This window comes from Snodgrassella alvi, from assembly GCF_002777425.1.
In the GTDB taxonomy this organism is placed as follows: Bacteria; Pseudomonadota; Gammaproteobacteria; order Burkholderiales; family Neisseriaceae; genus Snodgrassella; species Snodgrassella alvi_B.
Genome location: NZ_MDVC01000064.1, coordinates 1 through 16,123, shown reverse-complemented (window position 1 = coordinate 16,123; position 16,123 = coordinate 1). Strand labels below are relative to the sequence as shown.

General features: G+C 40.1%; 9 protein-coding genes and 2 pseudogenes. 2 read left to right on the top strand and 9 right to left on the bottom strand.

Features of this window, described 5'->3' with window-relative positions:
* Positions 1-55 precede the first annotated feature (55 nt).
* Entirely contained in the window at positions 56-850 is a 795-nt protein-coding gene (locus tag BGI33_RS06675) for an RHS repeat domain-containing protein (protein ID WP_100090499.1), read from the bottom strand.
* 194 nt (positions 851-1,044) lie between these two features.
* Here BGI33_RS06675 and BGI33_RS06670 point away from each other — a divergent pair, with 194 nt between their 5' ends.
* Positions 1,045-2,127 carry an IS481 family transposase gene (locus BGI33_RS06670; RefSeq protein ID WP_100090498.1) on the top strand — a complete coding sequence of 361 codons (1,083 nt, stop codon included), beginning with the start codon at positions 1,045-1,047 and terminating at the stop codon, positions 2,125-2,127.
* Between the two features lie 63 nt (positions 2,128-2,190).
* On the opposite strand, the pseudogene BGI33_RS14355 reads toward BGI33_RS06670, so the two are convergent.
* The 8 genes and pseudogenes from BGI33_RS14355 to BGI33_RS12910 form a co-directional block, all read right to left on the bottom strand.
* Positions 2,191-2,388, bottom strand: a pseudogene (locus BGI33_RS14355) (cytidine deaminase-like fold-containing protein); the annotation flags it as partial.
* A gap of 98 nt (positions 2,389-2,486) precedes the next feature.
* Positions 2,487-2,900, bottom strand: coding sequence for a DUF6911 family protein (locus BGI33_RS06665; RefSeq protein ID WP_100090497.1), 414 nt, complete (start codon positions 2,898-2,900; stop codon positions 2,487-2,489).
* Positions 2,900-3,232 (bottom strand): annotated as a pseudogene (locus BGI33_RS06660) (cytidine deaminase-like fold-containing protein); the annotation flags it as partial. The gene BGI33_RS06665 and the pseudogene BGI33_RS06660, both read right to left, overlap by 1 nt.
* 98 nt (positions 3,233-3,330) lie before the next feature.
* Positions 3,331-3,747, bottom strand: a complete 417-nt coding sequence (locus BGI33_RS06655; protein ID WP_100090495.1) for a DUF6911 family protein — start codon at positions 3,745-3,747, stop codon at positions 3,331-3,333.
* Positions 3,744-8,084 carry an RHS repeat domain-containing protein gene (locus BGI33_RS06650; protein WP_100090494.1) on the bottom strand — a complete coding sequence of 1,447 codons (4,341 nt, stop codon included), beginning with the start codon at positions 8,082-8,084 and terminating at the stop codon, positions 3,744-3,746. The genes BGI33_RS06655 and BGI33_RS06650 overlap by 4 nt, the downstream gene beginning before the upstream one ends.
* 48 nt (positions 8,085-8,132) lie before the next feature.
* Positions 8,133-11,927: an Ig-like domain-containing protein gene (locus BGI33_RS06645; RefSeq protein WP_100090493.1), complete on the bottom strand. Its 3,795-nt coding sequence runs from the start codon at positions 11,925-11,927 to the stop codon at positions 8,133-8,135.
* Positions 11,928-11,965: 38 nt separating this feature from the next.
* Positions 11,966-12,826 (bottom strand): rhodanese-like domain-containing protein, encoded by an 861-nt coding sequence (locus BGI33_RS06640; RefSeq protein ID WP_100090492.1) that lies wholly within the window; start codon positions 12,824-12,826, stop codon positions 11,966-11,968.
* Positions 12,827-14,382: 1,556 nt separating this feature from the next.
* Positions 14,383-14,841, bottom strand: coding sequence for a L,D-transpeptidase family protein (locus tag BGI33_RS12910; RefSeq protein WP_257378926.1), 459 nt, complete (start codon positions 14,839-14,841; stop codon positions 14,383-14,385).
* 637 nt (positions 14,842-15,478) lie between these two features.
* On the opposite strand from BGI33_RS12910, the gene BGI33_RS06630 reads away from it, so the two are divergent.
* Positions 15,479-16,123, top strand: a 645-nt coding sequence (locus BGI33_RS06630) for a helix-turn-helix domain-containing protein (RefSeq protein ID WP_144235377.1), incomplete at its 3' end; no start/stop codon positions are given.

Genomic DNA, 16,123 nt, shown 5'->3' with positions numbered 1-16,123 from the left:
AACTATAATATATAAAATCAAAGATATAATTAAAAAAGTTATCATAATATGAGCACTATTTTGTATATGAACATTTATCCAAGCTACAAGAGATACTACAACCTATTTCCACTCCAAATAAATACCAGCCATATCCTATCCAATAAGGTGAAAAGAGTCTACCAGTGTTCCTTAATTTGTCTCCAATCCATGTTTTACGTCCACCTAAATTATGAGAAAGAATACTTGGCAATGTAGTTGCTCGAGAAGCACCCTTTAAACCAATATGCAATCCCACCCATTTTTTTCCGATTGTACCACCCATACTTGTGAATAACCCTTTAGTATATAAATCGAATTTATCTAAATAATTATCACTTAATGGATCAAGTGTACGAATACAATTAGCCATACAATCTATAAACTGTTGTTGACAATATCCTTCATGGCAAGTACTTAAACCATAATTATCGTATGTTTTAACTGGATTTTCTTCTGAATAAACAAAAATATTTATTCCTCCCGCCAACCCTATCGGATCACTCTGGATATACCGCCCTGTCTTCGCATCGTAATCTCGGAAGTAGTTATAGGACAGGCCGGTCTCTGCATCATAGTACTGTCCCGGAAACCGCAGGTTCATGGTGATCTGGTTGTTTGCGTCCAGTTCACTGTTGCCAAACGCATCGCTGTTGATTTTCCAGCTCAGTTCTCCAGTGCTGTTTATCGCCAGTTGCGGGGTGCCCAGATGGTCGCTTATCAGGTAGTGATAGCTGGCATTTTTCAGGCTCTGCCCTTCGCTCAGGTTGGCCTGCCATAAGAGGCTGGCACCCCAGTCGCTGTCTGGCTTCCAACCATACGCTACCCGCATTCTGCCATTCTGATTCAGTTCGGCCAGCAGGCCTGCGCTGCTGTAGATATAGTAGGTAGTCTCACCGTTTACAGTTTTGCTGATACGCCGGCCAAATGGGTCATATTGGTAGCAGGCTATTAGTAGTATAGGTGTAGTAGTCTTTATTTAATCTGACATTTAGTATATTTTAAACTAACAATGGAGTGTCAGTAATGAATCAATCTGCAAAAATAATTAAACCTAAATTAGGACTTTTAGAACTCGCTAAACAGTTAGGCAATGTTCAGCAAGCCTGTAAAGTCCTAGGATATAGTCGCGACAGCTATTATCGCTTCAAAAAACTCTATGAACAGGGCGGAGAATTAGCTCTTCAGGAAATAAGTCGCAAAAAACCTATAGAGAAAAATCGCGTAGAGCCTCATATTGAGCAGGCTGTAGTTAATATGGCTTATGAATTTCCAGCTTATGGCCAACATCGGGTAGCTAATCAGCTACGTCTACAAGGAATAATGGTCTCTGGCAGTGGTGTACGTTCAATCTGGTTACGCCACGATTTAGAAAGCTTCAAAAAAAGGCTGATCGCTCTGGAAACAAAAGTAGCTCAGGAAGGGCTTGTGTTAACAGAAAGCCAGCTACAGGCTTTAGAGAAAGCGAAAGCAGCGCGAGAGGCACAGGGTGAAATTGAGACCCAGCATCCTGGTTACTTATGCGCACAAGATACATATTATGTTGGTCATATTAAAGGGATTGGGAAAATATACCAACAAACGTTTATTGATACCTATTCAAGACTGGCGTTTGCTAAAGTGTATACCGAGAAAAACAGTTTAGTTGCTGCGGATATGCTCAATGATAAAGTGATACCATTTTTTGATAATGAGCAGGTAGCGCTTTTACGAATTCTGACGGATAGAGGAAGTGAGTATAACGGTCATAAAGAGCGTCATGCATACGAACTGTATCTGAATTTGGAAGATATAGAACATACGAAAACGAAAGCCTACAGTCCGCAAACGAATGGTATATGTGAGCGGTTCCATAAGACGATGAAGACTGAATGTTATGATATTATGTTTAGACGTAAGATATATACAGAACTGACAGAGATACAACAGGATATTGAGATTTGGCTAGAGTTTTACAATCGGGAAAGAGCACATTCAGGGAAATACTGTTATGGTAAGACACCTTGGCAAACTTGGGTAGAGACAAAAGGACTGGCTAAAGAAAAGCAGCTAGAGAATTTATTTTACTCATCAGACAGTCATTGTGTTAGAACGAATGCCGATGAGTAGGTAGTGTCTGTCAGATTAAGTTTGAGCTAGTACAAATCATAAACGGTTACATTCGTCGTTGTGCTATTTACCTCCGGTAGAATTTAACAAACGGCTACCCCTTAATTTTGTTGTTTGAATATGTGTTGCCATTCCATTCGCAACCTGTTGTAATGCACCTATTTCTACATATGCATTACCCATATGAATCTTTGGAAATGGTCTTCCATCTTTTGATTTCTTATCACTTATTTTATCCAGTATCAAAGTTGGTTTATTAGGATCAGCCTTTCTTTTTGATCAAACAGTCCAAGCTTTTGTGTTAGAACTTCATTCTGTTTATGTAAAAAAGCCCCGAATCATAATTCGGGGCTTTTGAGTTAACTCACTATATTTTGGTCAATATCTCCTGTCAGATAAAACTCATTAAAAGCTTTTCTGACCAAAGAAAAATCTTCAGTGATTATTGAATTATCCCATAAATCTCCCAAGAGATATAATTCTCCTGGTGTACGCGTCTTATCATAAAAAGTTCTTACCTCTACACCATCATCAACTTCTGGATTTGATTTTCCAAACATAACCAGATATTTTTGATTTTCTGCATAAAGCGTTAACCTAAAAGGAATATTACCTTCTTCTTCCCTTTGTTCTAATTCAAGAACACCATCACTTAATAAAAATAGATCTAAATAACTATTTATATCATCTATGGTAGGATTACTCTTAAACGGTAATTGAATACGCTTATGTTCTTTTAATTTAAATCCACCAAACTCAAATTTAACTTTCATTATTGCACCTTTCTCTCAGCAAATTTATCCATGCCTGCTCGCCATTCATAAATTTTTGGTATGTGGGTTTTATCCTCTTTTGCATACACTTTTAAAGACTTTAATCCCGATGCTTTAGCCATTGCAACTATATCCTTTTGACAATAACCACAAACATCCTTTCCTGTCACTTTCATAACTGCATCAGCACCTTCAGTTAAGCCTTTATTCGCAGCCTGTTGTAATGCACCTACTTCTGCATGTGCGTTACCCATATGACTATTTGGAAATGGTCTTCCATCTTTTGATTTCTTATCACTTATTTTATCCGGTATCAAAGTTGGTTTATTAGGATCAGCCTTTCTTTTTGATCAAACAGTCCAAGCTTTTGTGTTAGAACTTCATTCTGATTATGTAAAAAAGCCCCGAATCATAATTCGGGGCTTTTGGGTTAATTCACTATATTTTGGTCAATATCTCCTGTCAGATAAAACTCATTAAAAGCTTTTCTGACCAGATTAAAATCTTCGCTTATAGTTCTATTATCCCATAAGTCACCTTGTAAACTTATCAATCCAGGAGCGCGTGTATCATCCCAAAAGGTTCTTACTTCTACACCATCATCAACTTCCGGATTTGATTTTCCAAACATAACCAGATATTTTTGATTTTCTGCATAAAGTGTTAACCTAAAAGGAATATTACCTTCCTCTTTATTTTGTTCTAAATAAAGAACACCAGTAATTGATACAAATAAATCCACAGAATTATTTATATCTTCTATTGTAGGATTAAGGTTAAAAATATCTGTGTCATTATAAAATCCCTCACCGTAAAGGCGTCCATTGAAGTTAAATCTATTTGTCATTTTGGATTCTCCGTTATCTTAAATCTTGCCATACCAGCTTCCCATTCATATGTTTTATAGGTTGTTTTGGTCTCTGCAAATACTTTCAATGAGTTAAGTTTTGATGCTTTTGCCATTGCAACTACATCCTTTTGACAATAATCACAAAGATCCTTTCCTGTCACTTTCATAACCGCATCAGCACCTTTAGTTACTCCCTTATCCGCTGCCTGTTGTAATGCACCTATTTCTGCATGTGCTGAACTCATATCGCCATTTGGTTTAGACTTTCCAGTTTTTTTCTCTCTCTTAGCTACTTGATCATGTATTAAAGTCTTCTTATTTGGATCAGCCTTTCTTTTTGACCGAGCAGCCCGAGCATTTTGATTATAATCTTTAAATGTTCTACCACCAATTTTTAATTCAGCTGTAACAACAGGTTTTCTTGCTGCTTTGTATGCAGTTACGTATGCAGCAGCTTTACCAACAACAAAATCAGTGGCTTTATTTACAATATAAAAGTTTACAATCATGCCACCGACATGACCTACATTATACCAACCTGAACATTCATCAACACTACCTATATCATATTCTTTTCTAATCCATTTGGTTGCTCCTAACGATACTGCGTCGCCAAATCCCGCAGAGAAATTACTTGCATCATCAACAAAATTAGCCCATGCATATAATCCATACGGATCCATGTATATCAATGGATTGGCATTGGCATAGCCATATAAATTCAGTCCACCTCCTACACCTAATGGATCAGCTTCTATATAGCGACCTGTCTGCGGGTTATAGTGTCTGGCAAAGTTGTAATATAAGCCACTTTCCTGATCATAATACTGTCCGGGCTGGCGCAGATTCAGGGTAATCTGGTTATCTGGATCCAGTTGGGTATTACCAAAGGCATCGGCAATGCCTTTCCACGTTTGTTGTCCTCTTGAATTTACTGCCAGCTGCGGGGTACCCAGATAATCGGTTATCAGGTATTGATAGTCTGCGTTTTTTAAGGTTTGGTTATTGTCCAGACTGGCCTGCCACAATGGGCTGGTTCCCCATACGGTATCCGGCATCCAGCCATACGCTACCTGCATTGTGCCATTCTGATCCAGCTCGGCTATCAGGCCTTCATCGCTATACAGGTAATAGGTAGTTTCACCATTTACTGTTTTGCTGATGCGGCGGCCAAACGGGTCGTACTGGTAGTGTGCTTTTTCTGTATCACCGTCCTGAATACTGATCAACTGATTGATACTATCGTACTGATAACTGCGCTGTTTACCATTTAGCTGTTCGCTAATTAAGTTGCCGGTGGCATCATAGCTCAGCGCTGTCTGCTGCTTACCTTCGCCCCATTGTGTTAGCTGGCCATTGCTGTTGTATTGCCATTCTCCTGTCTGATGGGCACTGCCGGTACGGTTACCGGTGGCATCATAGCTATAGGATTCTACCGGTAAGCCTTTTTGTTGCAGGCTCTGATCTGGATTGACTTGTGTCAAGCGATCCAATGCATCGTAGCGATAATCGATAATACCTTGTTCAGTATTACTCTGAATAATATTGCCCGACTTGTCGTACTGATAGTTACGCTGGAGCAGAACTTTGTTATCTGCATTGGTAACCCGTATGCTCAGTGGCTGCTGTAATGCGGTATAGGTTATGCTGGTTTTGCTGCCTGGAGCGGTAATGCTTTCAGGCTGATTCCAGCGATAACGATCCCAGGTTATTTGTTCGCCATTGGGTAGCTGTACTTGTTGCAGTTGTCCCTGTGCATAATGATATTGAACTACGCTGTTATCTGGATAGGTAATGCTGGCCAGATTGCCATCAGCATCATAGCTATATTTTAATTCTTTGCTTATTTTTTGGTTATTGCTCTGATAGGTAATGGTTTCTTTGATTCTGCGACCAAGTTTGTCCAGTACGTAGTTAAAGCTGCTTTGGGTATCGCCAACCTGGTTCACACCGGTAAGCTGGCCGGCATCGTTGTAACTATAGGTGATGCGCTGTTCAGCAGTAGTCTGGCCTTTGGCAAAATAGCTTTCTTCAATCAGGTTGCCTGTTTGATCATATTGATAATGTATTTCGTTACCATTGGCATCTTTCTGAGCAATAAGCTGATCAACAGTGTTGTAAATATATTCTGTTTGATTACCTGATGCTCCTGTTTCTTTAATCAGGTTACCATTGTTGTCATAGCTGAATGTGTAGCTACGGCCGCCTGGATCAGTAATACTTTCCAGATTGCCCATTTCATCCCAGCTATTGCTGATTTCTCCACCCAGTGCATCTATGGTTTTGATGATATTGCCATAGGCGTCATAACGAGCCATGAAAGTACTGCCATCGGGATTGGTAATACTAGCTGGCAGTCCTTGCTCGTTATAACTGATGCTGGTCATCAAACTGATATTGTTATCCAGTACCTGACTGACACTGGTGGGTAGGCCTATGGTATTGTAGTTATATGTTTCGGTGTAGGTTGGATACAGGGTTTTAACAATCAGGCCGTCCAGACCACTGCCTTTGTTGCCATACTCTACGGATGTGATGTTTCCGGCACTATCTTGTTGGCTTTTGGGTCTGCCCTGTTTATCGTAGCTTTGTTTAATTTCCAAACCAGACGGCGATATAACACTAACTGGATTTCCGGCCAGATCATAGTTATAGGTGTAGGTCTGATTCAGTGCATCAGTAGCCCTGACCTGCCAGCCCTGACTATTGTACTGATAGCTGTAATTGGTGGTATTACCCATTGAATCTGTTATCTGAGTAATCCGCCCTAGGGCATCACTAGTATATTTTGTTATCCGTCCCTGTGGGTCGATAGCTTGCTCGGGAATACCAGCTGCATTGTAGTTTAGTTGCCAAATATTATTTTCTGGTGTTTTAACACTGGTTACTTGTCCCTGAACATTGTGGGTAAATTGATAGGTATTACCGTTAGCATCGGTGTAACTGCTAATATTTCCATATTTATCCAAGGTTTGTTGCAAATTTATTATCTGCTTTTTACCAGATTTTATGCCATTAGCTTGACCATACTGATCATACTCCCACGATATGATGTGCTGTTCTGGTTTTCCTTTCGCCTGAATAATTTGAGTTACTTTATTTTGATCGTTATATTGCAATTCAGTTACATTACCACCAGCATCGATATGCTTAGTTAACATACCTTTAGTGTTGTACTGGTAATTTTCTGTGCTGCCATCTGCTGCAATAATTTTGATTGGACGTTCTTCACTATCTTTTTGAACAATAGTTGCAATACCACGTTCATTAAAAATTTTTACCTGATTGGTAGCAGTATCCTGTTCATAGCGCAGCTTAAGTTCGTTATTAACAGTTTTCGATAACTGGCGACCTTGTGAATCAAATACATTTACTGTTTTAATACCGAGTGGATCAGTAACGGTAATGGTGTACTGTTTGTTAACACGGTTATATTCGGTGTTATATACAGTTACTGCACCAGTTTTCGCTGTAATTTTGCCTACCCGCGCCAGTTTGTTTTCATGATCAGCCGCACCGGTGTTGACTACGGTGCTTTGGGATATTTTGCCTCCATTTCTGCCACTATCCATAAACATATGAAGTGACGGGACTGATAAAACATAATCAATTTTGGTGATGCCGCCATCGGGTTCGGTTTTGCTATTGAGTTGGCCGTTTTTATCGTAACCATACTTCCACACATTACCCATGACATCAGTAACTTTGGTCAGCTGGTCACCAGACCAGCTATAGCTAACGCTACGCCCACTGCGGTCGGTGGCTTTGATCAGGTGTTCCTTATTATCATAGTCAAGACTATAAACCAGCTCACCGTTGTGGTCTTTAATGGCTTTGCGCCGGCCATCTTTATCCAGCTCAAAGCTGACTTTAACATTACTGGCATTGCCATAGTCCAGTGGCCGCCCTTTGCTGTCATAGTTAATCCAGTTTCCCAGCATATCTGTCCAGCGCCAGCCACTATCAGTTTTTCTGATTGATACCTGATGGAAGGTATATAGATCAGCCGTCCCACTGCGCTGGTATAGCGTACCGGCACGGTCGATGGTTTTGACGCTATTATCGAGAGGGTCGAGCACAAAGCGCAGTTCTGCCCACGCCGGATTCAGATACCAGCGTCCATTTTCCCAGGTACGCTTTAACTTTACCTCACCACCAAGTACTTTAACCCGCATATCCACGGTATTTTCAGTGTATTCAGTATTTGGTAATCTGACACTGGCATAGGCTATTTGTGACAGTGTTATAAGCAGCATAATAATGAAACTGCCGGTAATACTAAGCAGCTTATCGACCGCCCTGATTCGGTGGCGTTTTGTATTTTTTATTTTCATATTATGTCCTTTGGTTTAAATAATTAAATTTGGTTTTATTTGCAGTTATTAACATCCACCATTACTGGCTCCATCGCTAGCGCAAGGTGCATCAGGTGTACAGCCTGGAGTAATAGGCATTGCTGATGGTGAACCGGCCCCACTGCTACCAAAGCTGCCGCCACCACCGCCTAGTGAACCACCGCCAGCCCAACCCCAGCTGGTATTTTTGGTAGAACATTTTTTACCGGTGTACTGATAAAAACGTCCGCTGCTGCTGCCTTTGGAAATGTCACCAGTGGGGCACTCACTTTGGTGTGTTTCTTGATAGCTGGCTTCGTAAGAAGTACAGTCATCGTTATCATCCGCTGGTGCTGAGCGTAATAAACTTGCCTTTGGGCTGGTTCTGGTTTGTGCAGATGCCAACTGTTTGGGATCCAGAGCGGTTACTTTATAGGAAATAACTACTTTTTCTTTTGGCTTGAGCACACTGGGCACTTCTCCAAAAAATTCATACTTAAATCTGGAATCTGTTTTAGGCAGATTTAAAACAACATTATCGGCCTGTACCAATCCATAGTTACTTACTGTAATCTGGCCGGTTTTTTCTTCGCCAACCTGCATACCACCAAGGTTAATGGATAGTGGTTCCAGCAGAATTACCGGTGCTGGTACCTGCGTATTAAAGGAAGCATTTACATTAATGTCATAGACATCTTTTATAGTGGTTTCAGTTACACCAAACTCTACATTTATGGTTTGATACTCTAGAAAAATATGCTGATTGGTAGTAGTATCAGGCTGAATGACAATACGGCCGCTGGCATCCATATGATTGGGTGCACTAACGCGGTAGCGGTAGATACCTGCTGGCAATTTACTTAATGAAGCAATACCATCTTTATCGGTATTGAGGGTATACTGTTCAGTTAGTACGCCATCATTCTGCAATTTGATAGTTGCCCCTTTAACGCCTTTAATCGGCTGGCCTTGTGCATCCAGTGTAGCGGTATAAATATCAGCCACATCAAACTGGACAATGCCCTGTCCACTCTGGGTAACAGAGATGCTTACCGGAATGGTGCCGGAAAGTTTGCCGCCTGTAGACACTCTGATGATAAAGTTGTAGATGCCATCTGCAATGCTGTTATCTGGTTGTGCCATGATTTGCACGGGTACTTTTTCATCTACCGCAATGGCATCAATATTTTTATCACTGGCAATAAATACCCAGCTCGGTGCAGGATTACCCTGTTTATCTACCAGCTCTATCTGAACATTTTCAGCTTTCGCCAAACCTTTATTGCCTACGCTGACATTGGCTGTGGTACTTGTATTCTGCTGTAAGCCAGTCTGGATATAGCTTGGAGATGCATACAGATCGGGCATGGGCTGGCCAAGCTGATAATTAATCTGTAATTTACCCCGTACCAGATCACCTGAATCGTCGGCGAAAGCAACCAGATACAAGCTACCTTTTTCTGCTGCATTATTATCCGCAGTAAATTTAATCGTTGTAGTGCGGCTTTGGCCGGGCGCAATATCTACTGCTTCAGACTGGATATTAATGCCCTGTGGCAATACACCATCTGGCTGATTTTCAGGTGCAAGCACCCAGCGCAATTTTTTCGCACCGGTACTGGCTGTAGCATTAATCTGTATCGGTGTGGTAATGGTACGCGGAGCTTTGAGCTGATAGCCCTGAATATTAAAGGCAACCCGGTTAATGGCAAAGCTGCCCTGATGGGTAACAGTTTTTTCGTCAGGATGAATAATGCCTACCTGATAAGTTCCCGAATCAGACTCTTGAGGAGTAAAGGTATAGGAAAAATGGCCAGTTTCATCTGTGGCAACTGCAATTTTTCGCTCAAAGCCTTTTACATTCAATACCAGCTTCAGTGGAACACTGGCTGCGGCCGTATTATCAGCACGATACAGTGCCTGACCAGCAATGGTAACTGGCTGCGGACCATAGCTAACAGCCGGGCTGATTGCCGTAATTTTACCGATATATGGTGTAGGTGGCGGTGCCGGCGGTTCTATCTTGACCTTGACGGTGCGTGTACTGGTAACTGTTTTGCCGCTGGTATTGGTGATTTTTGCTGTTAGTTTATGGCTACCGTTATCCTGCATGGTAAGTGGCCAGTGTGCCTGATAGGGGCGTTCTGTCAGTGTGGCAAAATGTTTGTCATCAACCAGCAGCTCAACTTTTTCGATACCCAGTTCGTCTGCTGCATCTACCTGAATATCTACCGGAGCGGCAAGGGGTTGATTATCGCCGGGTGTGGTAATCATGCCTGTGGGTATTGGCAAGGCAAAATCAAATGTTACTGTTGCACTGGGTTCACTGCGGCCATAATTATTTTGCCCGATAGCATGCAAGCGGTAACTGCCCTCTTTGCTTAACTGGATATCCTGATTAAAATAGCCTTGGGCATTCACGGCTACAGGCTGGCCAACCGGTTGGTTATTCAGATATAACTGCACCTTACTACCAGATTCGGCTGTACCCTGTACCTTTAATTGGGCGGTTTTAACCTTTGTCTGGGTAACCGGACTGATCAGTACTGGCGGTGTAAGCACAATAGCCGCAGCCTGAGTGTAGCCAGAGCTGTTACCGGCTTTATCAACTGCATTCAGGCGGGCATATAACGCACCAGTAGATGGCAGATTATCAATCTGCACACTATTGGCTTGAACATTAATATCCTGATCCACCAATGGCTGATTAAAATCAGGATTATTCGCTATCTGTAGGTGTACTGAAGCAATACCACTCAGATTATCGCTGCTGGTGTAACCGATTCGCACCGCATTTTCATTGACGCGATTAAATTTATTCAGATCAACAACTGGCTTGGTAGTATCAATCGTTATGGCGCCGGATCGTGCAGACCATGGCTCCCATGTACCGCCGTTATTAATACTTCCCCTTACTCGGGCACGATAAGATTTGCCATTCTGTAAACCATCATTGAAAGTAAACTGATTGACATTATTCAGTACTTCTTTATGAACGGAATTACCGGAAGCATCTTCAATTTCAATTTCCCAAGTACTGATTTCATCAATGTTCTGCCACAACCAAGTTGGTGGCTGATTGCTATAACGAGCAACAGGTTTTGGTGCAGGTGGCGTTAAGCCCGCAATATCAATGAAATCGTATTCGGCATTTTCATCTTTACTGTAATCTGTTAAATCACCATTAGGCGTAAATAAAATTGCCTGTTCTGGTTTAATTGTATCAGCCTTATTGCAGCCTATCTGCACATTGCTTGGCCGAATACCCTGTATCCCAATAGTGGCTTCTTTTCCTTTGCTGCGCTCGTCGTTTAATGAGCGATATTGATATTTAATCTGGTTTGAGCCTTCATACAGAATAGCCTGAAATGTGCCCATAGGCAGATTGGAGCCATAAAAGTACTGATTTGTCCATTGAACAATCAATTGTCTGTTTGGTGCCTCCCCCTGAGTTTCGTACTTAATGGTTCCAGTAGTCTGCCGAGCTGCATTCGTTCTTAAATCATCCCAGAATACATATAGCGTATTATTTATTGCAGGCAGGCAGGAATTGTTATAGCTGGTTGTTGGTCTTTCAAACTGCAATAATCCATTAGTACTGACATAAAATTTATTATAATTTTTGCCATAATAATTAAAATCAAAACCTATCGGTAATGCGCCACTCACCTTATCGTCACCTTTCAGACGAGTGTCCGTAGCTGCATAGCTTGATGCATAGGCAATGGTGCATAACGCACAGAAAATCATTACATATGGTTTTTTCTGCTTACTTTTATGCTTTTGCTGTTTTTTCCGATTTAAACTGGGAAACCGGTTTTTCCAGTATTGATAAATATTCATTGTGTGCCCCTCATTGGTCAGAAAGCTCCTTAAATAAGTTATATGGTTAACCGGCAAGGTCTGGATAAGCTCTGTCCGGCATGTTTAATTAATTTTGTTTGTTGTTGTACATAGTGCTGATAAGCAGCTATTCCCCCTCGTAACCAGATAGCATTGGCTGAATCGGCAAAACTGATTTGCTGTTGCAACCTTTTTAAAGTCTGCTCATCCGGGCTAACCAGTACGTAGCGGATAAAATCATCACTGCTCTTAGCGTTATTGCGGATAAACTGCTTCAGCGCTGATGCTGTTATTTGTGTTAGTGCAAATTGTTTAACCGGCTGTTCAGGTAATGTAGCTAATTGTTCAGCATTCAGGCCTAGCGTAATAATCTGCCAGTGAATGGTTTTGCCTCCGGATAAAAATTCTTCCGCAGAAATTTCCTGCTGGTGCGGCCGTGCGGGCTGGTGTAATTTTTGCCACTCGTAAATTCCCCCGTTTAAAGCAAAAATATGCTTAAAGCCTTTTTTTCTTAAACGGTTAATGGTCTGATTAACTGATAGCTGATCAAATCCGCTCCCAACCAAAATAACGGGTTTATCAAACAAAAATTGGGCACCAGACAACTGGTGAAGCGGAATAGCCAGCATATCCAGCCCGGATTCTTTGTCCTTAATGCCAGACCTCACATCCACCCAGACAGCATGCTGCAACTGTTGCTGGCTCAACTGCTGTATGGTTAGCCAGTTTTTTTTATCCAGCGGCTGTTTATTGCGGTTATCAGGCCAGCTTATGGCTACAGGCAATATTGTCGGATCAGGCTCATTATTCTGGCAGGCAGTAAAATCCTGTGCGAATATCTGGGCGCTAATAAAAAATAATAATCCGAAAAATACAATAATCTGTTTTAATTTCAGCATACCTATATCTTTTTATTATTGATTTATAGTTACCAATTAATATCCAGCCAAATACATAGCGCCTTTGTATAAGCAGGGATATCGAAATATATTCATTATATTTCATAATTTTATATCCTATTTATACATATCAGATATGAATTACCATACAATCATTCTGCTTAACTGTAACGCCAGAATCTTGCTTAAACTGGGATTATTACCACTTTAGGCACAGTAAACAGTCTGATTATTCTGCTTTATCTTTGCTGGCACAGATGCATTTGTTGTGCTAAAACCGTGCATAATCGTTACTTTGTTGCCAGCCCTCGAACACGCTGTTAACAGAAAACCAATCTGATATCTCTATCTGAATTAAGCCAGATAATTATTTATCAAACATAATCTCTTCATTGGCAATATTTTCTAAACAGGTTCAGCATCATAAAATTCACACCAATAGTTAATACTAAATGCATATATTTATCTATCAGCATTGGCTTAAATAAAACAATAAATTTTCAGTTTTTGAAAATACTACTTGATTGCGAGATTAACTTTATTTCACTGTATTCAAAATTTAAATAGTAATTAAATTGTCAGCATTTTCACTCTATAGCCTTAATAAATAAAGTATTTACATAGCCTATATCGGTAGATAGGCGAGTTTGGTTTTATATCATTATCCACATCAATCCATTCTGCTTACCATTGCAGTGTAATGAACCTGTAATTTTGAATAATGTAATTAAACGCTTCTACCTGCCACCAGCACAACTAATACTTATCTAACAAATGTTGTACCGAAAAATTAAATTTAATCGAATTCAGCATCAGAATATCTTAGAGCTTTGTATTTTGCGCTCAATTTTTTTTATATGTCTGAATCCAGAATGGATAAAGCTGTAGCCAAGCAATATATTGCTACAGCGCCAATATCATTTTTACTAAATAGCAGTAATTTAATCTAAGTTGTTTGCGAATATTATCATACCTTATTCTTTATAAGCAAATTATTTGCACTAACCTATTTTATAAAATTAAAACCCTGCAACCATTCAAATTCACTGTGCTCATTACATAAAAAAACGTACATTGCAGTACGCTTTGTTTTGGATTTTGAACGATTAAAAAGGTTAGTAGCATGTTTAGACAATAAGTTTATTGGCCATTTTTTACTTATCGCCCTACTGATACGGGCAATACAAGCGAATTATTGCTTTTATCCACATCAGCGAGCTGATTCTGTATCTGAACAATAAAATCGCCCTCAGCACTAACGCCAATTACTTTTGTTGTTAAGAATAAATACGCCATATCTGGTAGCAATACACAATCCCATTGTACGGTTTTAATATTTAGGGAAATATCTCTGCTTTATTGAACGAAAAAAATTGATCTGGTTTTTGCGTTGCAAACAGATTATCTTCTGGCACAATATGCTTAATATTACTGGCTACAGCATTAACCTGTGCAGATAAAAGCCTTATATGTTTTAGTATACAGTACCAAGTCAGAACGTAAGGCCACGGAAATTTATTTCCGTGGCCTGTTTTAACTCTCTAATTCTGTTTGTATTACCTGACAATATAATGCTGATTATGCACACTGATATCGGGAATCCGCCGCTGTGACTGAAAAATCTCATAAGCTGGTTTCAACTCCTGCCAAAAAGCATAATATGTAGAGCCTTGATATTTTTTCATATTGGCCGTATTCATTTTGAACGGGAAAATATGTATTGGGACTTCTGTTTGACCACTACTTAATGCCTGACTGACCAATGCATAGATTTCTTCTATACCATTATCTGTCATGGCATAGCAGCCAATAGAAACACATTTGCCATGAATCATTATATAACTGCCTGTATAACCCTTTGACCTGTCGTAGGCATTCGGGTAGCCAATATTAAACGCCAGATGATAATTACTGTTTGGATTGAGCAGACTTTTCCGCGTAGCATAAAATCCTTCCGGACTTTTGCCATCTCCTTCCGCCTTTTTAGGCCCTAAGCCACCGGAGAAAGTACATATTTTCCAGATTTTAGATAACTGGTACTTATGTAAGCTTAAACCAATTTAATTAGGATTTTAATTTTTGAATCTGGTTTTGGCCATTTCTCCATTAATTCATATAACATTTCTAGGTTGTTCAAATAATCAGTTAGCTAAAAGCAGTAAGAAAGTCTGGATGATAGAGATATATTATTAGTTGAACAGGCATAACTGATGTAATGGTTTCCTGATTATTTTCTTTATGCAATACCGTTTTGTTGATGAATTTTTGCAATTTAATCAGGTATCAGGTGTTTGCCATTTGAATGAACAATTTAGTCCGGATGGTCATTACTGCGCAGGATAAGGTACTTTTGTATAAATACATCCAATTAAATAATAAACTGGCTGCTTTTTGAGCAGCCAGTTTATTTTGCTTGGTTACTTCTGTATCCACGCCACTGAATTCATATACATGTACCACATCTCCATCATGTACCGCAAAATCGGTGACTTTATCACTGCTTTTACTTCATGGATTAAAAGGCCTGTATTCCTGGCTTTCACAGTCTAGTAACCAATTCACTAATAGCCTGCTTAGCTGATGGCTTAATTGTAGTAGTCTTTATTTAATCTGACATTTAGTGTATTTTAAACCAACAATGGAGTGTCAGTAATGAATCAATCTGCAAAAATAATTAAACCTAAATTAGGACTTTTAGAACTCGCTAAACAGTTAGGTAACGTTCAGCAAGCCTGTAAAGTCTTGGGGTATAGTCGCGACAGCTATTATCGCTTCAAAAAACTCTATGAACAGGGCGGAGAATTAGCTCTTCAGGAAATAAGTCGCAAAAAACCTATAGAGAAAAATCGCGTAGAACCTCATATTGAGCAGGCTGTCGTTAATATGGCTTATGAATTTCCTGCTTATGGCCAACATCGGGTTGCTAATCAGCTACGTCTGCAAGGAATAATGGTCTCTGGCAGTGGTGTACGTTCAATCTGGTTACGCCACGATTTAGAAAGCTTCAAAAAAAGACTGATCGCTCTGGAAACAAAAGTAGCTCAGGAAGGGCTTGTGTTAACAGAAAGCCAGCTACAGGCTTTAGAGAAAGCGAAAGCAGCGCGAGAGGCACAGGGTGAAATTGAGACCCAGCATCCTGGATACTTATGCGCACAAGATACATATTATGTTGGTCATATTAAAGGGATTGGGAAAATATACCAACAAACGTTTATTGATACCTATTCAAGACTGGCGTTTGCTAAAGTATATACGGAGAAAAACAGTTTAGTTGCTGCGGATATGCTCAATGATAAA